The organism is Streptomyces sp. NRRL S-37, assembly GCF_000721605.1.
In the GTDB taxonomy this organism is placed as follows: domain Bacteria; phylum Actinomycetota; class Actinomycetes; order Streptomycetales; family Streptomycetaceae; genus Streptomyces.
In genome coordinates this window covers 84,271-106,134 of sequence record NZ_JOIZ01000010.1, presented here as the reverse complement: position 1 = coordinate 106,134, position 21,864 = coordinate 84,271, and the positions used below count along the sequence as shown (strand labels likewise).

Here is a 21,864-nt window from a genome sequence, read left to right as displayed (position 1 = left end):
GCCGGGACCGTTGACCGGGTCCGGCCGTGCCGTGTCAGACCTCGGGGCGCAGCATCGGGGGGTTGAGCAGGGTGGCGCCGCCGGCCCGGAAGAGCTGGGCGGGACGGCCGCCCTGCCGGGTGGTCGTGCCACCGGTGGGGACCAGGAAGCCCGGCGTGCCCGTCACCTTGCGGTGGAAGTTGCGCGGGTCGAGCGCCACGCCCCAGACCGCCTCGTAGACCCTGCGCAGCTCGCCGACGGTGAACTCGGGCGGGCAGAAGGCCGTCGCCAGCGACGAGTACTCGATCTTGGAGCGGGCGCGTTCCACCCCGTCCGACAGGATCCGGGCGTGATCGAAGGCGAGTGGCGCCACCGGCTCGCCGTCCCGGCCGTAACCGCCCTGCTGCAGCAGTTCCTCCACGGGTGCCCAGCGTGCGTTGCTGGCGTCACCGCCCGCCCGGGGCGCGGGCAGGTCGGGGGCGAGGGCGAGGTGGGCGACGCTGACGACCCGCATCCGGGGGTCGCGCCCGGGGTCGCCGTACGTGGCGAGCTGTTCCAGGTGAGCGCCGTTGTCCTGGGCGGGGACGGCGGGGTCGTGCACCCGCAGCCCGGTCTCCTCGGCCAGTTCCCGGGCCGCCGCCTGCGCCAGGTCCTCGTCGTCCCGCACGAAGCCGCCGGGGAGCGCCCAGCGCCCCTGGAACGGCGCCTCGCCCCGGCGTACCGCCAACGCACACAGGGCGTGGCGGCGTACGGTCAGCACGACCAGGTCCACGGTGACGGCGAAGGGGGGAAAGGCTGACGGGTCGTAGGGCATGCGATGATCATAGTCGTCTGCCTGACGATAAACACTCCCTTCGCCGACCGTGACATCAACTGATCCACTCCGCTCCGGCAGACCTGTCGTCCTGTCCTCCCCGGCGAGGACGTGCCCCACCGGGTCAGGCTCCCAACTGGAGTCCGTCGGCCGCCTCCTCGACCATGGCGAGACCGAGCCGGCTGATCCGTACGGCGAAGGGGGCACCCGCCACGCGCAGCCCCGTCAGGACCGTCTCGCCCAGCGGGGCACCGCGCACCGGTCGCAGCGCGACCGTCCGGGCCGGGGCGTCGGGGCGGATCCCCGCGAGCGTGGTCAGCAGCAGGACCCCGGCGGCCGCCGCCGTGGCCGCCGGGCGGCAGGCCGCCGGGTGCGGGAGCGGAGCGCTCCCCTCGGTCCGCTGCTCCCCCGCGTACATCTCGGGCAGCCGGTGGCCGAACGCCTCCGCCGCCGCGAGCACGCCCCGCAGCAGGGACGCCGCCTCCCTCTCATAGCCGGCGGCCGCGAGTCCCGCGACGGCGAGCGCCGTCTCGCGGACCCGCACGGCGCCGGAGCGGTGTCCGAACGGGTTGTGACCCGCCTCCTTCACGCCCATGCCGCGCAGTCCCCAGCCCGAGTCCAGGTCGGGGCCGCCCAGCAGCCGCGCCAGCCGCTCGGTCCGCACCTTGTCGAGGAGGCCGGGCGCGAGTTCACCCCCGCCCAGCAGCCCGGTGTCGAGGAGGTGCGCGGCCGGTGCTCCCAGGTGCGGGACGGGGCGGCCGTCCGGGGCACGGGCCGCCGCCGGCCGGTCTCCGCGCGGGCCGTCGATCCAGAAGTCGTCGTGGAAGGCCCCGCGCAGGGTCCGCGCCCACTGCCGCAGTCCGGCACCGCCCGGTCTGCCGTACGCGTCGAGCAGATCGGCGCCGAGCAGGGCCGTCCGGTGGGCCTGGGCCTGTGTCTCGCAGCGGACGGGTCCGCCGGGTTGCGGGTCGGGCAGGTAGACGCCGTCGCCCACCGTGTTCCGCAGCCAGGTCAGACAGCGTTCGGCGGCCGGAAGCAGCTCCTCGGTCTCGCGTTCGGGGAGCCCCCAGCGGCGGGCCTCGGCCAGGAGCACGGGGAAGAGCAGTGTGGCCTCCGTTCCCGTGCAGCCGGGAGGCAGATGGGGACCGGCGTCGCGGCGCGGACCGGGGATCATGCCGGCCTCCGGCCCCGGCCCGGGGAGCTGGGTGCGGGCGAGGACGCGCAGGGTGCCCGCGGCGAGCCCGGTGCCGAGCGGCAGGGCCATCCGGGCTGCGGCGAGGGCCTCGGCCGGGGCGAGCCCGCAGCGCCAGGGGGCGCCGGCCGCGAGGTGGAGGTCGGCGGGGTGCGCCGGGTCACGCAGCAGGAGGGCCCGGAGGTCGTCGACGCTCGTCCGCAGCAGGGCGGGGACCCGCGGGTCGTCCCCCGTGGCATGCGCCGGGGCGAGAGGGTTCGTGACCGCGCGGCCCGCGGAACGAAGAGGTGCCGCTCCGTCCTGCCGCACGCGCAACTCGATGCTCGCGCTGCCGCCCGGGGGCAGGTCGAACTCCCAGCGCAGCAGTCCGGCGGAGGCCAGTGCCTCGGCGGGGGGCGGTTCGGCGGTGACCGACGCGCGGGCGCCGGCCCGGGACCAGCGCAGGCCACAGGCGTGGACATCGGCCGGCAGTTCGGGCCCCGCGCGGCCGGCGGCGATCGCCCCGAGGTCGGCGAGATCCGTGCCGAGGGCCACCTCGACGGGCAGGCGCAACGGACGCGGGGCCGCGCTGCGCAGCGTGATCCGTTCCGTGCCGTCCGCGCAGCGTGTCCGCTCCACGACCACGTCCGGGTCCGGGCCGCCGCCCCGTGGGGACACCCGCAGCGTCCCCACGAAACGGGCCCGGTCGGCGGCCACCATCCGGGCCTGGACCGCGAGCGGCTCCCGCCCGGCCACGCGGATCTGGCACCGGGAGAGGAGACGCCGCCCCGCGCGGTAGAACCCCTCCAGCCCGCTGCCGGTCTGCTGTCCCTGTTCCGTCGAGATGGCGAGGCCGGGCAGGGCGACGCAGATGATGGCGGTGTGCGCGGGCGGCAGTTCGGCGGGCCACCGGCGGGCGGAATGGTGATCCCGCTGTCGTGGCAGTGGCGTCCGCGTGCCGGCCAGGGTTCCGGCACGGTCGGCGAAGGGGGCGGGCGGAGCCGGCTGGTGCATGGGAAGGCTTTCTCTGTGCTCGGTGTGGCTCGGGCGGGCCCGCCGCCGACAGGCTTCGGTCAGGCCGGTGGAGGTGGACCACGACGTCACGCCCCGACCGGGCGTTCCGCCACTCAGGTGAACGGAACCAGTCGTCTCCGAGTCACGCCCACACCTCGGGCAGAGCCGTGCCTCCCCCGTGCCTGAACGGCCTGGGAGGTGTCCCCGAGGCGATGGGGGTGCCCACTCGAACGGAGCCGAGAGCGGATGAAGGCGGGCGGTGGGGGTGCCTCCCTTTCATGAAGCCTCCGCTCGGGCGAAGCCGGGAGCGAGTGAAGACGGGCACCGGAAGTGCCTCCCGCTCATGGGACCCCGCTCGAGCGAAGCCGGGACCTGGGGAAGCACCCCGCCAACGCCGGGCCGCGTGGCCTCCCGCCCGCTCCGGTACAGCCGTCGCCTGTCCGGAGCGGACCCCGGGACGGATTCCGGCCCGATGGCACAGCACGGACAACACCCCCGCCACCCACCACGCCTCCTTGAGGCCGGTTCCTGCTCGATGAGCGCGAAGCCGCAGATCACTCCTCCCTGTCGCCGCCCCGGTGACCGGTCCGCGCGCCCGGCTGCGGGGTACCACGGCGACGCCCCGCGCCGGGACGTGTTCCGCTCTCGTCCGCGCCGCCCGCCGCGGGGTGGGCGCCCGCCGCCGGCGTACGCGCATGCGGAACCCGTCGTCCCGGTCGGCCGTCCTCCGTGCGGACCCGGCGGGGGAAGACGCTGCCGGTGCCGGGCGTACGGGTGCGGCGCCGGCGGGGCAGGGGGGCCGCTTCGGGGCCCGGAACCGCGGGTTCGGCAGCCGGTGGCTCCGTGGCCACGGCCGCCGGACCGTCCGGCGCCGCCCGCCCGCGGTCCCCGCGCTCGGACCGCAGGCAGCGGCGGATCGACTCCGGGTCGAGTCCCTCGTTGCACGCCTGGTGCAGAAGCCGGGCGAAGAGGTAGTCGGGGTCGGCGCCCAGGGCCATGGCGAGTGCTTCCCGGGCCTCCAGTTCGTCACCGGTGGACCAGGCGACCCATCCGGCGAGGGTGAGGGGTGCCGCGGCGTGTTCGCCGTACGCTCCGACGCAGCGGCGGGCCAGGGCGCGCCACAGGCGAAGGGCCGGGCCCGCCTCGTCGCCCTCCATCCACTCGGCCGCGCGGTCGCGGGTCGTGCGGTCCTGCAGGCCGAGAATCAGCGCCGCGGCCTCGTCGTGCCCGAGCAGTTCGTCGTCCCGCAGGTCCGCCGGGAGCGTGCCGGGCACGGGCGGGGCGCCGGCGAGACGGCCCAGGATCCGCTCGGCCAGCCCCAGTGTCTCCCCGGCGACCTCGTGCCGGCCCTCCGCGTCGAGGATCCTGGGGATCAGCGCCAGGCCGGCGGCGTCCAGGGCGGCCTCCTGCTCCCGGGCGGCGGAGTGCTCCCACGGCTGGAGCCTGGCGCGCAGTTCGCGCAGGGTGCCGCGGACCTGGAGCCCGGCGTAGGTGGCGGCGGCGGCCAGCACCGAGGTGCCGGGCAGGCCCATCGGTGTCCCCTCGGACGGGCAGCAGTCCTCGTCGTCGCAGCAGTACGACCAGAAGCGGCCGTCCGAGACGCACAGGGCCTCGACCACCGGAATGTCCAGGGCGCCGCACTCCAGACGCAGGGTGTGGGCGAGCGGCCCCAGCCGCTCCTTGACCTGCCGGCCGGATTCGCCCCGGACCGGTTCGTGGCAGAGGAAGACGACCATCTGCTCGGGCCGGGCGCCCCGGCGCTCGCTGCCCGTCACCAGGCCGTGGGCCAGCTGCCGGGCGGCGGCGGGCCAGTCGTCGGGGTTGGCGGGGATACCGAGCCGGGCGCGGCCGCCGAACCGGCCCCGTCCGTCCTTCTCGTGCAGGGCGACCAGCACGATGCTGTCCTCGGGGCGGTAGCCGAGCAGGTAGGGCAGGGCGTCGGCGAGTTCGGCCGGGGACCGCAGGGTGACCTGCTGCCCTTCGCCATGGCTGTCGTACGCGGTGCGGGTGATGTCCTGCGGACACGGTGCGCGGTCTTCGCCGCCGGGTGTCCGGGGACCGGTGCCGTGCCCGGAGATGTCACCGTTTTCGGGGGATCCAGTGCTTTCGCCGTGGTTCGTCATGCGAAGACGATCTCGCGGATTACGCTCTTCCGGTTTGCCCTGTGGATAACTTCGACCAGGAACATGTCACCGATCCCGGATCGGCGGGGCCGCTCCCGCGCTCCCGCCCGCATGTCAGTGGCGTCCTGTTGTATGGACCCATGGAGCACACGAGCAACGCGGATCTCCGTACGGCCGCCGACGCGGTTCTCGCCCGCCTCGTCGGGGACGCCTCGGGCGGGGCCCGGCTGCGCGAGGACCAGTGGCGGGCGATCGAGGCACTGGTCGCCGACAAGCGCCGGGCCCTGGTCGTACAGCGCACGGGCTGGGGCAAGTCCGCGGTCTACTTCGTGGCCACCTCGCTGCTGCGGGCACGGGGCAGCGGCCCCACCGTGATCGTCTCCCCGCTGCTGGCGCTCATGCGCAACCAGGTGGAGGCCGCGGCCAGAGCCGGAATCCATGCCCGGACCATCAACTCCTCCAACAGCGAGGAATGGGACTCCGTCCAGGCGGAGATCGCCGCGGGCGACGTCGATGTGCTGCTGGTGAGTCCGGAGCGGCTGACTCACTTGAGCGGCATTCGGATTCCAGGAGCGCCTCCGGCTCGATCAAACATCGCAGCTTGATCTGCGGAAGCTGCGGTGCCGGCAACGGCGTGCTGCGCTCGTGGGCCAGAGCCTCCATCACCTGCTCCCAGAAGCCCGACTTCCTCCACCGCGTCCAGTAGGTCTGGAGCGTCGCCGGACTACCGAACAGCGAGGGGATGTTCTTCCACGGAGTGTCCGTCCGCACCTTGTAGAGGATCCCCGCCAGCACCGTGCGGGGGGCGAGATTTCGCGACTTCCAGTCCACGAGCGGGGCAACCCTGGACCACCCCTCGTCGGTCATCACGGGAACCTCCAGATCCCGCTCGGAGAACCAGGCGGCGAGTGCACAGGGCTGCCCCTTCCGACCTTGAGGAGGATCTCCGATAATGGTCACTTCTGCTTCGAGTAGCACCATGAGTTCGCGCTGTTTTTCCAGCGGCATGTTGAGCAGTCGACGGTTTGCCATCTCGACCAGGTTGATGAGCTGCGTGATCCGCTCTCCAGCAGCGTCGGACTCTTCTTGCCAGGAAGCGATGTCGGCACGGTCCTTCTGGAGCTTGGCCAACTCCTGCTGAAGCGGCGCTACGACCTCGGACACGCGTTTCTCGACTTCCTCCTCCGATATATCCTCATTCTCCAAGGCGACCTGCTTGGCGGTCATACTGATAGTGACATTGACAGCCTTCGTCTGTGTGGAAATCTGCTTATCCAGTTCTGCGATGCGTTCGGCGAAGTTGATTCGGCTTCCTGCACGAACTCCGATCCAGTCATCGGCCATCGCCTTGAGTTGGTCAAAGTTCCCGAGGAGCCGCTTCACCTTCTTCCATGCCTCCTCTTCGACGGGTTCGGCTCGTAGGTATACACAGTCACATGTAGGGGCTCCCGCATATTCGGCCGTGCGCCCTTGGCAGCGGTACTGTTTTTCGCGACGCCCCTTACCTCCTCCGATATAGCGCTTGCCGCAAGGGCTAAGGATCTGGCCACTAAGGGTATAAATGCGCGATGTGGAAGGTTTACGGGGAGGCTTTTCGTTGGCTTTCCTGAGCTCCTTAATTTCTTCGGGAGTGAAGATCGGGTCAAGTTTGATGATGACGGATTCCCCGTATACCGGGTTTCCGTCAGCGTCGCGCTGCACGTAGCGCGAACCGCGAAAGACCTGACGGGCTTCGAGGATGATGTCACTCAAAATCTGCTGACGGGCTGAGTGATAGCCCCAGAGTTCACCGTTTCGCTTTCTGTAGCCGTCAGCGTTGCACCGAGTGGCAACTTCGTTCCAGTCGCGCAACTCGACAAAATATTTTCGCCCCGCGCACAGGAAGTCCGCCTCGTGCCTGGTGACGCAGCTCGGATGGCAGTCTGCACAGTCGTCGATAACGAGGCGGGACTCACCCTTGACTCCTTTGTCAATAACTCGGTAGCCGAATGGTACCTTTCCCCCTACATAGCCGCCCTCCTCCGCTTTCTCCTGGATTCCTCCTTGTGTCCTCTCCCGGATGGTCTCGCGCTCGTCTTCGGCACGATCGGCTGCTTTACGCATCCGGGAACGGCCCTCGGCAGTTGTGTTGTCGTAGTCACCTTTGACGATGGCGACAAAGACGCCTAGGTCTTCGAGTTCCCAGACCCAGGGCCAAAAGGCGCGGCCGGCGCGGCCGATGGCGCGTTCCTCTGGGACGCAGACGACATCGAAGGGGCGGGGTATATGCCGGGCGTCTTGCATGAGGCGGTTGAGGTCAGGACGTTCGTGGGCTTCCAGACTTCCACTAAATCCTTCGTCGGCGTAGGTGCCGACGTGTTCCCAGCCCTTGTTCCCCATGTGCTTCTTGGTGCGCTTGCCTGTGTAGGCGATTCCGTAGCCTTTGACCTGTTCCTCGGTGCTGACCCGGAGGTAGTCAACAGCCCGGAGCTTGCTGGTGGTTGCCCGCTTCCTCGCCGTTTCTATAGATCCTGCAAGGTTTTTCGACACGTCAGCCCCCGAGACTGGCCAGCCCCAGCGCGGCAGCGCGCGCCCGGGATCGATCATTTGGATGCCATCTTATGATGCCTCGCTCTCATCTTGGCGTGCGAATAGGATTTCAAGGACGCGACGGTAGGCTCCTGGGGGCAGTAGGCGCTTCATTGGAGAAGCAGTAGGGGTCGTCTGCTCTTCGCCATATGCCACCCCGAGCAGTTCCTGTTCAGGGCTCAGGCTGCACACTCCTCAGCCGCCGGCATCGCGTGGTTCTCAGTAGAGGTCGAGTAGGTAAGCAGCTCGCGCGCCCGCTGACACCTGAGGGGTAGACGGGCACAGGGTATTGGGGTTCGGCACATTGAAGGTCCTTGCAGGCGGGCACTGGTTGAAAGATGATGCGATCGGTGAAACCTGATGCTTGTCGGTTTCGCCCCAATCGAGCCGTTCACCAACGACTCGTGTAATCGTTCGCTGCGTCCGTAAGCGCCCCACCGCCAAGCACAGCTGCTCACGGACACCTTCAATGCTCGCGATGATTGCCGGTTAGGCAAACCGGCAATCATCGGTTATGTTGTGCGGCCTCGCACTATCACTCCTGTCGATCCAAGCCCCCTACTCGTGGCAGATGTCTCGGCGGGATTACCAGGTCGGGGCGCCAGGTCGTTCGGATCGTCAGCCGTTCCTCAAAGGCTGCCGACGGCGGCAGCAGCCTGGACAGGCATATGGAGGAGGCAGCTGGCCGAAACGGTACTGGCACAGCGTTTCCAACCATCCTCCGTAGAGCCATGGGGCAGCGAGCGTGCAGAGAAGTGGCCGCCAAGGTGGCACCAGACGCTGTCCCCGGTTGGTCCGGTGTGGGCACCGAACGAAAGACTGGTTCAGGGCGAGCCGGGGGGTGCCAGATTTCGGAAAAATCCCTGCTTCCTCGTCTGCGGGTACGTCATGATCGCGGGCATGCATCCTCGGGACGAAGAGATATGGCGGGCGATCGACCAGGGCCTCCGGGCGATCGACTGGGACGCGTGGTTCGGTGGCCCGGAGGGCGCCGACTACCTCTCCCCCGCAGGTCACGAGGTGACCGCACGCGCGGTGGCCGGTCTCACCGCGTTCTTCGATAGCCGCTGGCTACCCAAGGCCGTGACCCCCTCCCTCGGCTCGGGCCGCGCCAGTGACACCTTCGTCGGTCTGGGCCGAGCCGCCCCCGTACTCCAGATCATGAACGGAGCCGCGCCGGGAGCGTGGGTGGAGGCGGTGCGGTGGTGGTCCGCGTACGCCTATCTGGAGGAAGCCAGGGTGCCCGGCCTTGCCTCGGTCAGGCGGGATGCCCGCCGCGACGTCACCCTCTCCCGGTTCCTGCACACGCAGACGCAGGCCCGGCTCGCGCTCATGGGGGCTGCCCGCGGACTCCCGGTCGAGCTGGAGCCGACGAAAGCCAGTGGCGGCCCTGGCGACGTCCGTATCGGTCCGGTCTTCATCGAGGTTGTCACATTCGCCGAGGACCAAAAGTTCCAGGACTACGAGAAGTTCCGCCAGAACTGCCGGGTCCACCTCCTCTCCCTGGACAGGGACCGTGACATCTACTGGGAAGGCGACCTCCCCGAACTCCTCAACGACGATGACTTCGAGACCTGGAGGAAGCGGACCGAGGAGGCCGCCCAACAGTGTGCGGCATCGGGGGCCGCGGTCGACGTCCTCAGCAACGCCGGGAGACTGGTAACCGTCCGCCCCGGAACGGCTCCCCAGGGCACCACCCTGACCGGAGATACCGTGGAGAGCGACCAGGGCAAGCGGCTCCTGGGCAAGGTGCGGGGCAAGTGCGCCAAGACACAGGGAGCGGGCACCGCGTGGATCTGGGTAGAGGACCACAGCGGCCTCTTCCACTTCCCGACGCCCTTCGCCGGCATGTCGCTCGCTGCCAAGACCGACGCGCTCGCAGACCTCTTCGGGCCACTCCTGAAGGAGTACGTCCACGTCGCCGGGATCATCGTCTCGAACGCGGCCCGTCGACGCCTGCCGCTCCCGCCGGATGAAGACGCGCCCCGCCCCGCCGCGCAGGGCTTTCGAAGGGGGCTGCCCCTCGACCGAGTCCGCGAGACGATCATGATCCCCCGGCAGATCCTACTGCCTGAGCAGACCAGCCTGATAGCCAGGATGTGCGACGTCGAAGCCACCGTGCTCGACTGGGTTCTGGGTAGGCTCGGTGTGCCCGGAGGTGTGATATCGCTGCTGGCCGACTCATCGACGCCGCACCGGATTTCCCCGCTGTGGACGCCGTGAGCCGGCCCTGACGGTGAATGAGCACGAAGTCGGCCGAGGACCGGCCAGTGCTCATCCGGCTACGGAAGGACATCGTGTGCTCGGCCATCCTCGGGCTTCCGTGGGACGATCCACGACAGTGCACGCCCCTGCTACGGAGCCTGGACCTCATTGATGAGGCAGAGGAGGGCCTTGGTGGCGGTGAGGTCGGGCAGAACGTGCTCTGCTCCTGCAGCACGTAGTTGCTGTTCGGTGGTGGTGCCTGACGCGACCGCGATGACCTTGGCGCCACCTTCCAGGCCAGTGCGCACGTCTTCCAGCGAGTCACCCACGATCACGGTGTTGTCGCGGTGGAACCGGCCTCCGTGCTTCGCGGCTGCCCGGTCTTGTGCGATGCGGACGAGGGCCGGACGGTGGGGATCATCGGACGCGTAACCGCCGATGGTGGTGTCGAGGTAGCCGATCAAGCCCAGCTCGGACAGCTTGGTTTCGGCGCTGCCTCGCAGGTTTCCGGTGACGACGGTCGGGATCAGGTGCTCCGCCTGCTGGACTGCGGCGAGCGCGTCCACGGCTCCGGGCATGATGATCCCGTCATTGGCCAACAGCTCCCGGTGTCCGGCGAGGCGCTCGGGGAGCTCGGCGATGATGCGCGCTGCAAGCGTCTCCACCCTCTGTTCGGGAACTTGGTTGACGCGCAGAAGCTCGCGGACGGCCAAGGGCATGGTGACTCCCGTGCCACGGGCGGGCAGGGCTGTTGGGGGGCGACCGACGACGTCGGTGAAGGTCTCCTTGTAGACGCGCCGATCGATGTCACCGGTGTAGACGAGGGTGCGGTCGATGTCCCACAGGACCAGGATCATGCGGCACGTTCTTCCATGACGGTCTGACCGCGTTCCAGGAGTTCCTGGACGGGTGCCGCCGAGGAGTAGCGGCGGGCTTCGGTGAGCATCGTGGCGAGGTTGTCGTCCAGGCGTGCGGAGCGTACTCCGGCGACGAGAGCGAGGACTTCGTGTCCGGTGATAGCTCCGGCGTCGACGTCGCCGGCGCGCATCTGGGCGGTGGCGGCGCGGGAGAGGAACTGGGCCCGGGTGCGGATCTCGTTCGGGCTGAAGGCGTTGCGGGCATCTGCGAACGCCTCGGCAGCCTGATCGGGATGGCCGAGGTCGAGCAAGCAACTGCCGGTCTGTCCCATGATCTCGCCGGGGTTGATCCAGTACAGCCAGCGTGGGTCGTCCTCTCCGCCGCCGCGGGCGCACAGAACCTGTGCCTCTTCCAGGGCGATGAGGGCCTGACGGTCTTCGCGTAGACGGGCGTGCCCGCGGGCCTGGCGGGTGAGGAGCATCGCGTGCAGGGCAGGTGCGTCCTGGTCAGCGATGACCTGGCGGGCGGTGCGTGCGGCGGTGACCGCATCGCGGGGGTCACCAGCGGAGTAGCCGTGAATGGCGATGAAGGACAGCGCCCCGGCCCGCAGCCTGCTGTCACCACTGGCATGGGCAGCGCGCAGGGCTCCAAGGAGGAGGTTGTGGGCGACGGTGTGGGCGCCGCTGTCGAAGTAGTACCAGCCAGTCTGGATCGCAGTGTCTGCAGTCACCGCCGCGAGGCGTCGGCCGGTCGCCTCGTCAAAGTCGCCTTCCTTCAGGAGCCGGAGGAGGAATTTGAGGTGTGCTGTGGCGGCTCGGGCAAGATTGCCGCTGCCGTGGCTGGCGTCGGCCTGACGCAGAGCATCGGTGGTGGACTGCAGGCTGGTGAGGAGCTGGTCGGAGACGCTGATTCCGTTCCGGACGGTGGCGGCGACGGCCTCGGGAGGGGCGATGGCTGCTTGCAGGATGTACTGCGTGAGACCGGCCCCACCCAGTGCGGCGATCACGCTGCGGCGGTTCAATCCGTTCATGGCTCCTCCGACGGCTACTTCCAGTGACGTCACCATACGAGCCGCCGTCCACGGCAAAGCCGGGTCGATGGACTCGCCAAGTCGCTGCGATTCGGCCTGTGCGAAGGGAGCGAGGAGGAGCGGGCGCAGGTCGGAGGGAAGCCCGAGTCCGGTCAGGAGATCGATGATGGTCTCGCGGCCGTTGACCTGCTTGAGGCCGCGCTCCAGGTCCGAGATGAAGCCTTGAGTCAGCCCGGTCAGCTCCCGAACGGCCTTCTGCGACAGCCCAGATCGGCGCCGGACCAAACGTAGGACCGTTCCGAAATCCCAGGCCGCAAGGGCTCGGTGCACTTCCTCGTCGCGCCAAGCCCGGTCGGGGATCGTCGGTGCCGCATCGGCCCGGGCGCAGGTGGAACAGCGTGTATCCGGGTTGTACCGGCTGATCGGCAGCCCGCACCGCACGCACGTGCGCCCTGGCCCCCCTGACATGGTCACCTCGGCTTTCCTTGTCACGGTCCAGCTCACCCAACCGTGAAACCAGGCTAGGTGGAGATCGATATCGCTGCAGCGATATCGCTACAGCGATGCCCCTCAAAGCCGAAGCGCCTCCAGACTCATGGCACTGCACCGTCCGCGCACCGACGAACTGCGTTGGTGACAGGTCATCTTGATCTGCCAGCCCAGAGAGGAGACTCCCGTTGGGAACCAGACGCTTGGCTGTGCCCACGTCGCAGGGGACCTGTCGTCGGCTAGATGGCGACCTCAATGCGGAGTTGAGACAGGGCTGGGGTGGCAACGTCCTGGGTGTCGGTCACCCTGCCATCGATGGTACGCTGGCTCACACAGACGGCACGCAGATGCACGGGTCCGTATCTCATAGCTGCTGGCGTCGAATCGGCTGTCCCATCACGGGATGCGAATCATGCTGGCACGGCGCAGCGGAATCCGACGAGTCGTGCCCGCGCCTGAAGTCGCAGTCGCATGTTCACCGCGCCATCCATCTGGGGGGAGCCCGATGACCGTCGCAACAGCTGTCGCAACAGTGATGGCGACATCGCTGCCGCCCCTTGGGTATGCCGCTTTCGAAGCGTGCTTCGCCGCGGAGCCGATCTGTGTGGGCCGATCCCGTCACGTCAGCAGCGTCTTCCTGAAGCTCTGCAAGGTCGCGGAGCCTTTGAGGGAAAGCGTGGTTCTTTGCGTTTCGGAGCTGGTAACCAACGGGGTCAAGCACGGAACTGGAGACGTCGCGCTGCGCGTCCGGTGCCGAGGCGCCGAGATCCGTGTCGAGGTCGTGGACGGCAGTTCGACGCCGGCGACCTTGCGTGGGGCCGAAGCGGAGGACACCTCGGGGAGGGGTCTCGCTCTGGTCCGAGCCTTGTCCTGGGAGTGGGGGGTTAGCAAGGACGGCCGGACTACGTGGTGCACCTTCCGTATCCCCGCGGGTGGGCCCCGATGAACACTCTTGCAGGTGAGGAGTCGCTTCGGCGAGTCAGCTTACGGACGCTCCGATGCATCAAGCCAGTAGGTGGCAAGCATCTCGGCCGGCCAAGCTGGCTGACGGATCGGGCCTCGGGGCCCCATCTGCGTGAAGTATGGCGCCATATCGAGTACGGGGGTTCCGTCAACAGCGTCCAAGTCGGTGACGACGAGGTCCCGGCCGTCCACACTGAGCAGCCTCGGGTAGCTGATCGCCAGTTGGCTTGGGCGCCGGTGGTTGCGGTGGACGAACGTACCGGTCGCCGGCCAGATCGGGTTTCCCCGTGGGCTGCGCGCGTGAAGCTGTACGTCCTCGGGTCGCGCCAGGTGGAAGCGCCAGGTCACCGCCAGGTGGGAGAACTCCTCGATCCCCTGCAGCGTTTCGAGCGGGAAAGCGTCGTTCAGTCGGATGATCGATTCGATCCCGCCTTGGTAGTCGTCCTGGACGCGGGTGTGGCCCCCGACGACCGTTCCGATCGATTCGACTTCGTATGTTGCCATCGGCGCTCGTTCCTCTCCCCCAAAATCGCGTGTTCGGCAGTCGCCGACCGCAGGCGCGATCTTCCATTGCGGTCAGCCTATGGCGCGCAGCATTTCCCGTGCGCGGCGGTCCAGTTCGGCGGCTTGGCGGCCTCCGCGTTGCCGGACGGGCGAGAGGTCGCTCCGCATGCGAACGATGACGTCGCGGGCACGGCCGGACTGAACGCCGACCATGGCGTCGAGGGCTTGTTCCCAGGTGCCGCACGCCTCATCGAGGCGTCCCTGCTGGACCTGGACGGCACCGAGGTAGCCGAGGGTCACGCTGTGGGTGCGGGCGTACTGCTGCTGGCGGCGGGTGGCGACGCTACGCTGAAAATGGATCTCCGCCTCGACGGGGTTACCCAGGTCGCGCAGGGCGCAGGCAGTTTCGTGGGCGAGGGACGCGTCCTGGAAGAAGCCGACGCGGTCTGGCGCGTCCTCGTTGTTGGCGTGTGCGAGGTCACGCTCCGCGCGGCTGATGGCCGCGAGGGTGCCGGGGCGGTCGCCGTCGGCGGCCAGGGCGCGGGCGTGGACGATCGAGAGCAGGGCCTTCTCGCGCGAGCTGGCCTGGCCGTAGTGGGTGTGGGCCATGGAGGCGTCGGCCAGGTCGAGGGCCTTGCGTGGGTGCCCGAGGTCGACTGCTTGATGGGCAAGAGCGCGCAAGATGTGGCCGCCCAACGGTCCGTCTCCGGCTTCGGCCGCGATGCGTGCGGCGAGGGTGAGGTACCGCTGGGCGGTGCGGTGCTCCGAGGCATCGAACGCCATCCAGCCGGCGAGGTAGGTCATCTCTGCCACGGCCGAGTACGTGTCCCGGCGGTGCCGTTCCGTGCGGAACCGGCTGCCCAGCAGCGGAACAGCTTCGTCGCGAAGATGGCCGGCCAAGGCCGAGCGCCCCGAGGCTCCACCACGCTGCTGGTCCCGTGCGGAGTAGAAGGCCGTCAGGTTGCGGACGTCGTCGATGTCGGCCTGCGTTACCAGCCGTGGGGAGACTGCTGCGCGCGATGCCGCCGCGGCTGGGGCGGTTGTCCACCACGAGCTCGCAGGCAGAGTGAGGCCGGCGGCCGAGTATGCGGCGGTCGCCAGCAGCTTGCGTCGGTGCATGTCCAGATCGTCGCTTCCCAGCTCGGCCAGCACGGTCAGAGGATCGACGCTCCAGTCGGAACTACTGTCGGTCGAGCCTGTTGGCCCGTCTTCCAGCCCGAGGTCAGCGAGGGTGAGGCGTCGGCCGAGCCTGCGGGACAGCGTCTCACGCAGGATATGAGGCGCTCGTCCGCTGGGCTTCGTGCCCTTGACCCACATGGCGATGTGCGAGCGGGAGATGGCCTCCAACTCGCGTGCACCACTCTCCGCGGCAACACGAGCGACCGCAGCGGCTGCTTGGGGCTGGGACCAGCCCGCTTCGCGCAGGAGTGCGGCGAGGGCGACGTTTCGCTCACGGGCCATGGACTGCCCCTCATGTCCGAAATGATCTTTGACGCCTTTGACGGCCTTGGGGGCCACGCAGGCATACCCATCAGCGGGGATTCGCGGTTCGCTCAACGTAGCGGCCGGATCACTCACCTTGCACGCCGGCCGACTGCGGTGCACGGCGTTCCTCAATCAACTTAGCTTGATCCATATAGGAGTTGTGTCATGCGTCTCTCACTGGCCCCTCGCCGGGTGCCCTGCCAACGCAGTGGTCAGGACCGGAGAGCCCTCAGTGAGCCGGGGGTGCGGCGTGACCAAGCAGCTTCCGCGACGGAGACGGTGACGCTCGTGCTGGGCGAGGACTCGCCGGTGCCCGAGACTGCGGCCGATGTGGAGGACCTCGCACTACGGCTACGCGGGCACATCAACCAGCTCGGAACCCTGACGTCTTCGCAGGAGCCGACCCTGCTCCGTGCGCAGCGACTCTGCTCGGATGGCCTCCCGGAGGGTTACGTGCCCAGCCGGGTACATCTCGTCAAACTCGCCGAAGCGACCCAGGAACTCATCGCGAAGGTGCAGCAGGACGACATCGGAGCGACCCCGCCGGCGCGGAGACGGGCCTGGCGGAAGCCGCAGCCCAACGTCCTGCGCGGTGCGGTCTTGGCCGTCGCCCTCGTCTGCCTCGTCTGGGCCGCTTCGGTGCCTCGGACATGACCCTCACCGGAGCCGTCCTCATCGGCCTGATCCTCCTCCCGACGGCATGGCTGGTGTGCCGAGGCGCTCGCGCGGCTGGCCTAGATCCAGCAGACAGGGACTCCACGCCGCTTTCGACGATGCCTCCTTCATCCCCGTGACCGCGGCTCCTTGGACTCACTGCCCGGCCCCGGCCGCTTCGGCGGCCCTGACGCCACCCCTCGCCCAGCGGGGCTTAACGGAGACCCACACGATGAAACGCCTTCCACGTATCGAGCAGTACGGCCTGATCGGCGACATGCAGACCAGCGCCCACGTCTGCGACGACGGTTCGATCGACTGGCTGTGCCTGCCCCGCTTCGACTCACCGGCCGTCTTCTCTGGCCTCCTCGGCACGCAGAAGCACGGCACCTGGCGGATCGCACCGGCCTCGCCTGTCGACCGGCCCGGCTCCGAAGCGATCGCCGAGCGCCGGTACCGCGGTGACTCGCTCGTACTCGAAACGATCTGGCGCACCTCGACGGGTTCGGTCCGCGTCCTGGACTTCATGCCGCCGCGCGACGGAGCACCGCAGGTGATCCGGATCGTCGAGGGACTGGCTGGCGAGGTGGAGATGGTCTCTGCCATGCGTCCGCGTCCGGGGTACGGCAGCGTCAGCCCGTGGATCCACGAGGTCGGTGGGCGCATGGTCGCGGAGGCCGGCGCGGACGCTCTGTGGCTCGACACCTGCGTCCCGCAGGTGGAGAAGGACGGCGTGGTCGTCAGCGCCTTCGTCATCGGCGCCGGGCAGAGTGTGGCGTTCGTGCTCAGCTGGTGCCCGTCCCATGCAGCCGCGTCCGACGTTCCCGACCCGGAGGCCGCGCTCGGCGAGACGCTCGCCTTCTGGCAGGACTGGACGCAGGAGTGCGCCTATGACGGGCCCTACCGCGAGGCCGTGGTCCGTTCCTTGATCGCGCTGAAGGCGATGACCTATGGGCCGAGCGGCGGGATCGTGGCTGCGCCGACCACGTCGCTGCCCGAGGAGATCGGCGGCCGGCGGAACTGGGACTACCGCTTCACCTGGCTGCGCGACGCCGCCACGACGCTTGCCGCGCTGCTAGGAATGGGGTATCGGCAGGAGGCGCAGGCATGGCGGCGCTGGCTCCTGCGTGCCGTGGCCGGTGACCCGGAGAACCTGCAGATCATGTACGGGATCACCGGGGAGCGTGATCTGCGGGAAAGGGAGCTTCCCTGGCTTCCCGGGTACGAGGGCTCGGCCCCCGTGCGGGTCGGAAACGGCGCGGCGGATCAGCTGCAGCTGGACGTGTACGGCGAGGTGATCGAGACCTTGTACGTCGCGCACCAGAGCGGTGTCGCCCACTGCGCCGACACCGCGGTCCTGCACCAGCGGCTCGTCGAGCACCTGGCGCAGCGCTGGCAGGAGCCTGACGAGGGCATCTGGGAGGTCCGCGGGGCCCGCCGGCATTTCGTCCATTCCAAGGTGATGGCCTGGGTGGCGGTTGACCGCACCATCCGCCTGGCCGAAGCTGGCGCGCTCACCATGGACCTGGCCCCCCTGGTCGAACTGCGGGCGACGATCCACCGGGAGGTCTGTGACAAGGGCTTCGACCCGGTGCGCAACACCTTCACCCAGTCCTACGGCTCGAAGGAACTGGACGCCGCCACGCTGCTCATCCCCCGCACCGGCTTCCTTCCGCCCGACGACCCGCGCGTCATCGGCACGGTGGACGCCGTACGTCGGGAACTCTCCACGGATGACGGGCTCGTGCATCGGTATCGGACCCGCGGCAAGCGCACCGGGGTGGATGGTTTGAAGGGCAATGAGGGCACTTTCGTCCTCTGCTCCTTCTGGCTCGTGGATGGCCTGGCCCTGACCGGCCGCCTCGGTGAAGCCCGTGGCCTGTTCGAGCGTCTCCTGGCGTTGCGTAGCGACCTCGGGCTCCTGGCGGAGGAGTACGACCCTGTCCAGCAGCGCCAGCTCGGCAACTTCCCGCAGGCGTTCAGCCACATGGGCCTGATCCAGAGCGCCTTGCTCCTTCAGCAGGTGGCGAAGCAGTCGTCCTCCCGCCACGGCGCGGTCGCGGTTCCGGCGCCCCGCTCGACCTCCCGCAGCACGCGCCAGAGCGCCGCAGATCTGACGCCGCAGCACGCATAGCCACCCCACCCCCTGACGAGGATTCCCATGTCTGACAGCGCCTTCCCGGCACGGCCGGCCGCTACTGGCCACCGCAGGCGGCGGCCCCCGGTCGACGCGAACACGCTGCGCCTCGTCCGCCGCGCCGTGGCACTGCCCCTGGTGCTCCTTGCCGCGGTGCTGGTCGCCGCCTTCGCTCTCCAGTCGGTGTCCGCAGTAGGCCCCGGCTGGGTCCTGGCCGGCCTCGTCTGCGGACTGGCGGGCGTCGTCACGGTGGCGGCACGCGGAGCGCGCACCGTCGCCAGAGCCGTGCAGTCGGCCGGGGAGGGGTTCCGGGCAGCGGCACTGAAAGCGGTTGCAGGAGCAGCGGCAGCCGTCGAGAAGTCGGTGCAGTGGTCGGCGGACGAGCTGTGCCGTGGAAAACGCCCACCGTTGCCGGATCCGCAGACGCCGCAGTCGCCCACTGCGAACGCCGGGATCGACAACGCGTTGAGTGCTCTCCAGGCGCAGGCCATCGCGTCGCTGATCCGCGTGCACGACGAGTCCCAGTCCGTCGTCCTCCTGGAGGTGCTGCGCCGCCTGGCCATGCGGGAGCACGCCTTGGTCAGTAAGGCGCTCCAGGCACTGAGTCGGCTGGAGATGCTGACCGACGACCCGGAGCTGCTGGCCGCGATCTTCGAGATTGATCACCTCGTGACGCGGATGCGTCGCCAGGTGGAGAGTACGGCGGTGCTGGGTGGGCAGTCCCTGCGCAGCGTGCGCCGGCCCGTTCCTGTCACGACGGCCCTGCGCGGTGCCGTCTCCGAGGTCGTGCAGTATCCGCGGGTCGCTGTCGCGGCCGGGTCCGTGGGCGCCGAGCTGGGTCTGCCCGGCCATGTAGGTCCGGACCTGACGCACCTGCTGGCCGAGCTGATCGAGAACGCCTGCGAGTGCTCCGATCCGGCGACGAAGGTGATGGTGCGTGCGCAGCGGGTGGCGAACGGGCTGGCCATCGAGGTCGAGGACCGGGCCATCCCCATGCACCCGCAGACGCGGGCGCAGATGAACCATCTACTCAAGGCCCCGGACGAGGTCAACGTCAGCAGTCAAGTCCGGGCCGGGCAGCTCGGCTTGCTGGTCGCCGCGTTGATCGCCCGGTCACACGGGCTGTCCGTCCTCCTGCAGGAGAACGTGACGGGGGGCACCACTGCCCTGGTCGTCATACCGGCACGGCTCCTGGTGGCGATTGCCCCGGTCGACGATGCGGGCGCGTTGCCGCCCGAGGAAGTCCGGCCCTCCGGGCGGCAGCCGCAGCAGGTTGCCGCGACTCCTGCCGCCCCGGGGGCAAGTCAGGTCGCACGCCCCGGCATCGCAGGGGGGCCGGAAACCGCAGCGGCTGGCGACTCGGCCGACGCGCCCGCTCTTCCCACGCGTACACGCCGGACGGGATCTTTCCGTCCACCACACGAGCGGGAGCAAGTCCCCGTGGCTGCAGCGACGCCAGGGCTCGCAGCCGCCTTCCGCAACGGCCTCCAGGCCGGCGGGACCGCCGGTTCCCCTACCGCCTCGACAGAGCACCCCACACCCTGACTCGTCCTTCCGCGTTCCCGGTGGCCCGGTACATCCGCTGGCCCTTCCCCCTTCTGGAGCGATTCCTATGAGCACCCACCCCGCGATGAGCAACGTGACCGGCGGCACGCCCGCATCCGCGACGACCACAAGCGGACAGCGGGACAGCATGGTCTGGCTGCTGCGTCAGTTCGCCTCCGAGACGCCGGGCGTCACGCACGCCGTCCTGATCTCGCGCGACGGACTGCGGCTGCTGGACAGCGACGTCGACAAGGACTGGGCGGACGAACTGTCGGCCGCCTTCAGCGGGGTGGCCTCCCTCGCGGCGAACATCACCGGCCCCAGCAGGAAGAAGAGGCCGGCCCGGCAGGTCATCATCGAGCGAGACGACTGCCTGTTCTTCGTCCAGAGCGCCGGGCGCAGCGCGGCCTTCGACAACCACCCCGGCAACGAACGCGGTGAGGTGGACACGATCCTCGCCGTCATCGCCGCCAGGGACGCCGATGCGGGCACCGTCGGGTTCGAGATGGGGCGCCTGGTCCAGAAGTTCGCCCCGTACATGCTGATCCCCGTCCGTGTCGGCACGGGCGGAGAGGTCCGGTGACCACGTACGGTCGCGCGGCCGAGGAGTCGGCGTTCGTGCGGACCTACACCCTGACGCGCGGGCGTACCAAGCCGCGGCACCTGCTCGGTCTGGAAACCGTGCTGGAGGCCGGGCTGAGAAGGCCCGGCCCGACGCAGGCCGAGGAGTGCGCGGAGATTCTCGCCCTGTGCCGGGAGCGCCGGCGGTCGGTGGTCGAACTGGCGGGCCGCCTTGGCCGTCCCGTCACCGCCGTCAAGATCCTCGTCTCCGACCTCCTGGACGCCGACGCCCTGGTCGTCCCCCTGACCCAGTCCTATGCCGATACCGGTGCAGGTTCCGGTCCGTCTACCCAACTGCTGGCAGCCCTTTCAGCGGGCTTGAAGAGGAAGTGGCCTGATGCCGTCGCCTATCCCCAGGCCGGATGACCCGGCCGCGGTGCTGCGCAGTTCGCCTCACCCGCGGGCCGCTGCTCCGACGGTGCTGAAGATCGTCATCGCCGGGGGCTTCGGCGCGGGCAAGACCACCGCCGTGGGCGCCGTCAGTGAGATCACGCCACTGAGCACAGAGGAGTACCTGACCGAGGCGAGCACGGACGTGGACAGCCTGGCGGGCATCGAGGCGAAGCAGACCACCACGGTCGCCTTCGACTTCGGCCGCCTGAGCCTGCCCGACGCGCCGACGCCCCTGGAGCTGTTCCTGTTCGGCACGCCCGGCCAGGACCGGTTCGTCAACCTCTGGTACGACCTGGCCCGCGGCGCCGTCGGCGCGGTCGTCCTGGTCGACACCCGCCGTCTGGAGAGCAGCTTCACCCCGGTCAGCTTCTTCGAAGACATCGGCCTGCCCTTCGTCGTCGCCGTCAACCAGTTCGACGGCGCGCACCGCTACCACCCCGAGCAGGTCCGCACCGCCCTCGAACTCCCCGCCTCCGTACCGGTGGTCACCTGCGACGCCCGCGACCCGAACCACGTCGTCGGCGTCCTGCTGACCCTCGTCGACCACGCCGTGAACAACGCCGCCACCACCAGCCGCGCTGGTCACGCCCCTTCCACCACCCTCCAGGACGCCTGATGTCACAGCACCCCAGCGACCCCTACCGCACGCCGCAGGCCACCCCGCCCGCACGGTCCTTGCCGCGACGCGACATGCGGGACGCCACCCGCGCCCCGTTCACCCCGCCCGCCACCGTCCTCACCAGCCAGCCGGCCCAACAAGCGGAGCTGGCGCAGCGCTACGAGCTGCTCGCACGGCTGGGCGTTCCCACCGTGGCCAACGAGGACTTCGACGACCTGGCCCGCGACATGGCTGAGCAGGCCGGGTTCCTGTACGGATTCATCAATTTTTTCCTGGAGGAGCAGACCTTCGTCGGGCTGCACCAGCCGCCTGCGGACAGCGGGTACGTCATCGTCGGCCGCACCATGAGCCGCGACCACGGCTGGTGCCCGGAGGTCATGACCCGCCGAAAGGCTTTGCCGCTGCACGACGTGCACGCCAGTCCGCGCTTCAGCGGCAACGCGGTGGTCGACGCGGTCGGAATCCGCTCATACTTCGGCGCACCGCTCATCCACGACAGCGGCACCGTGCTGGGCACGGTGTGCGTCATCGACCCGGAGAAGCGGCCCCTGAGCGAGGCCCGCCGTCTGCGGGACATCGTCATCAACGCCGGCACCCAGGTGATGGACCACATCGCCCGCGCGCCCGTCCGCTAGGCCGTTCCACACCCCCCACCCGGGAGCCGTAGGCGATCCCCGGCCGCTCCATGTTGC

Annotated in this window: 17 protein-coding genes and 1 pseudogene; 10 read left to right on the top strand and 8 right to left on the bottom strand. The window is 69.4% G+C overall.

Annotation, left to right across the window (positions count from 1 at the left end; genetic code table 11):
* Positions 1 to 34: 34 nt before the first annotated feature.
* The 3 genes from IH50_RS0116700 to IH50_RS0116690 form a co-directional block, all read right to left on the bottom strand.
* On the bottom strand, positions 35 to 793 hold the full coding sequence (locus tag IH50_RS0116700; RefSeq protein WP_030862071.1) for an NUDIX hydrolase: 759 nt from the start codon (positions 791 to 793) through the stop codon (positions 35 to 37).
* A gap of 124 nt (positions 794 to 917) precedes the next feature.
* Entirely contained in the window at positions 918 to 2,978 is a 2,061-nt protein-coding gene (locus IH50_RS0116695; RefSeq protein WP_078913993.1) for a glycogen debranching N-terminal domain-containing protein, read from the bottom strand.
* Between the two features lie 554 nt (positions 2,979 to 3,532).
* On the bottom strand, positions 3,533 to 5,101 hold the full coding sequence (locus IH50_RS0116690) for a DUF4192 domain-containing protein (RefSeq protein WP_030862064.1): 1,569 nt from the start codon (positions 5,099 to 5,101) through the stop codon (positions 3,533 to 3,535).
* A gap of 140 nt (positions 5,102 to 5,241) precedes the next feature.
* Here IH50_RS0116690 and IH50_RS0116685 point away from each other — a divergent pair.
* A pseudogene (locus IH50_RS0116685) lies at positions 5,242 to 5,649 on the top strand (DEAD/DEAH box helicase); the annotation flags it as partial.
* Here IH50_RS0116685 and IH50_RS39810 read toward each other — a convergent pair.
* Positions 5,552 to 7,687, bottom strand: a complete 2,136-nt coding sequence (locus IH50_RS39810) for a recombinase family protein (protein ID WP_078913992.1) — start codon at positions 7,685 to 7,687, stop codon at positions 5,552 to 5,554. The pseudogene IH50_RS0116685 and the gene IH50_RS39810 sit on opposite strands and share 98 nt — an antisense overlap.
* An 882-nt stretch (positions 7,688 to 8,569) precedes the next feature.
* On the opposite strand from IH50_RS39810, the gene IH50_RS41665 reads away from it, so the two are divergent.
* The gene (locus tag IH50_RS41665) at positions 8,570 to 9,892 is read left to right on the top strand and encodes a hypothetical protein (RefSeq protein WP_199822095.1); all 1,323 of its coding nucleotides are present in this window, start codon (positions 8,570 to 8,572) and stop codon (positions 9,890 to 9,892) included.
* A gap of 131 nt (positions 9,893 to 10,023) precedes the next feature.
* Here the strand turns inward: IH50_RS41665 and IH50_RS0116660 are convergent, their stop codons facing one another.
* Positions 10,024 to 10,731, bottom strand: a complete 708-nt coding sequence (locus tag IH50_RS0116660; protein WP_030862049.1) for an HAD family hydrolase — start codon at positions 10,729 to 10,731, stop codon at positions 10,024 to 10,026.
* Positions 10,728 to 12,230 carry a helix-turn-helix domain-containing protein gene (locus IH50_RS0116655; protein WP_030862047.1) on the bottom strand — a complete coding sequence of 501 codons (1,503 nt, stop codon included), beginning with the start codon at positions 12,228 to 12,230 and terminating at the stop codon, positions 10,728 to 10,730. The genes IH50_RS0116660 and IH50_RS0116655 overlap by 4 nt, the downstream gene beginning before the upstream one ends.
* A 424-nt stretch (positions 12,231 to 12,654) precedes the next feature.
* Here IH50_RS0116655 and IH50_RS0116645 point away from each other — a divergent pair, with 424 nt between their 5' ends.
* Complete coding sequence (locus IH50_RS0116645) at positions 12,655 to 13,197, top strand: ATP-binding protein (RefSeq protein ID WP_324617144.1); 543 nt, start codon at positions 12,655 to 12,657, stop codon at positions 13,195 to 13,197.
* A 38-nt stretch (positions 13,198 to 13,235) separates the two neighbouring features.
* On the opposite strand, the gene IH50_RS0116640 is transcribed toward IH50_RS0116645, so the two are convergent.
* Both IH50_RS0116640 and IH50_RS0116635 read right to left on the bottom strand, forming a co-directional pair.
* A complete protein-coding gene (locus tag IH50_RS0116640; protein WP_030862043.1) occupies positions 13,236 to 13,718 on the bottom strand; it encodes a TrmO family methyltransferase domain-containing protein in 483 nt (160 codons plus the stop codon).
* 72 nt (positions 13,719 to 13,790) lie between these two features.
* On the bottom strand, positions 13,791 to 15,179 hold the full coding sequence (locus tag IH50_RS0116635; protein ID WP_199822100.1) for a Tat pathway signal protein: 1,389 nt from the start codon (positions 15,177 to 15,179) through the stop codon (positions 13,791 to 13,793).
* Positions 15,180 to 15,482: 303 nt separating this feature from the next.
* On the opposite strand from IH50_RS0116635, the gene IH50_RS0116630 reads away from it, so the two are divergent.
* The 7 genes from IH50_RS0116630 to IH50_RS0116600 all read left to right on the top strand — a co-directional run bounded on the left by IH50_RS0116630 (position 15,483) and on the right by IH50_RS0116600 (position 21,807).
* Complete coding sequence (locus IH50_RS0116630) at positions 15,483 to 15,857, top strand: DUF6415 family natural product biosynthesis protein (protein ID WP_234328178.1); 375 nt, start codon at positions 15,483 to 15,485, stop codon at positions 15,855 to 15,857.
* 232 nt (positions 15,858 to 16,089) lie between these two features.
* On the top strand, positions 16,090 to 17,991 hold the full coding sequence (locus IH50_RS0116625; RefSeq protein ID WP_030862037.1) for a glycoside hydrolase family 15 protein: 1,902 nt from the start codon (positions 16,090 to 16,092) through the stop codon (positions 17,989 to 17,991).
* A 27-nt stretch (positions 17,992 to 18,018) separates the two neighbouring features.
* A complete protein-coding gene (locus IH50_RS0116620; protein WP_030862033.1) occupies positions 18,019 to 19,539 on the top strand; it encodes an ATP-binding protein in 1,521 nt (506 codons plus the stop codon).
* A gap of 67 nt (positions 19,540 to 19,606) precedes the next feature.
* Positions 19,607 to 20,122 (top strand): roadblock/LC7 domain-containing protein, encoded by a 516-nt coding sequence (locus tag IH50_RS0116615; RefSeq protein ID WP_030862031.1) that lies wholly within the window; start codon positions 19,607 to 19,609, stop codon positions 20,120 to 20,122.
* A complete protein-coding gene (locus tag IH50_RS0116610) occupies positions 20,119 to 20,526 on the top strand; it encodes a DUF742 domain-containing protein (RefSeq protein ID WP_030862029.1) in 408 nt (135 codons plus the stop codon). The genes IH50_RS0116615 and IH50_RS0116610 overlap by 4 nt, the downstream gene beginning before the upstream one ends.
* Positions 20,498 to 21,169 carry a GTP-binding protein gene (locus IH50_RS0116605; RefSeq protein ID WP_420709064.1) on the top strand — a complete coding sequence of 224 codons (672 nt, stop codon included), beginning with the start codon at positions 20,498 to 20,500 and terminating at the stop codon, positions 21,167 to 21,169. Before IH50_RS0116610 ends, IH50_RS0116605 begins: the two co-directional genes overlap by 29 nt.
* A complete protein-coding gene (locus IH50_RS0116600; protein ID WP_030862024.1) occupies positions 21,169 to 21,807 on the top strand; it encodes a GAF domain-containing protein in 639 nt (212 codons plus the stop codon). The genes IH50_RS0116605 and IH50_RS0116600 overlap by 1 nt, the downstream gene beginning before the upstream one ends.
* Positions 21,808 to 21,864 lie beyond the last annotated feature (57 nt).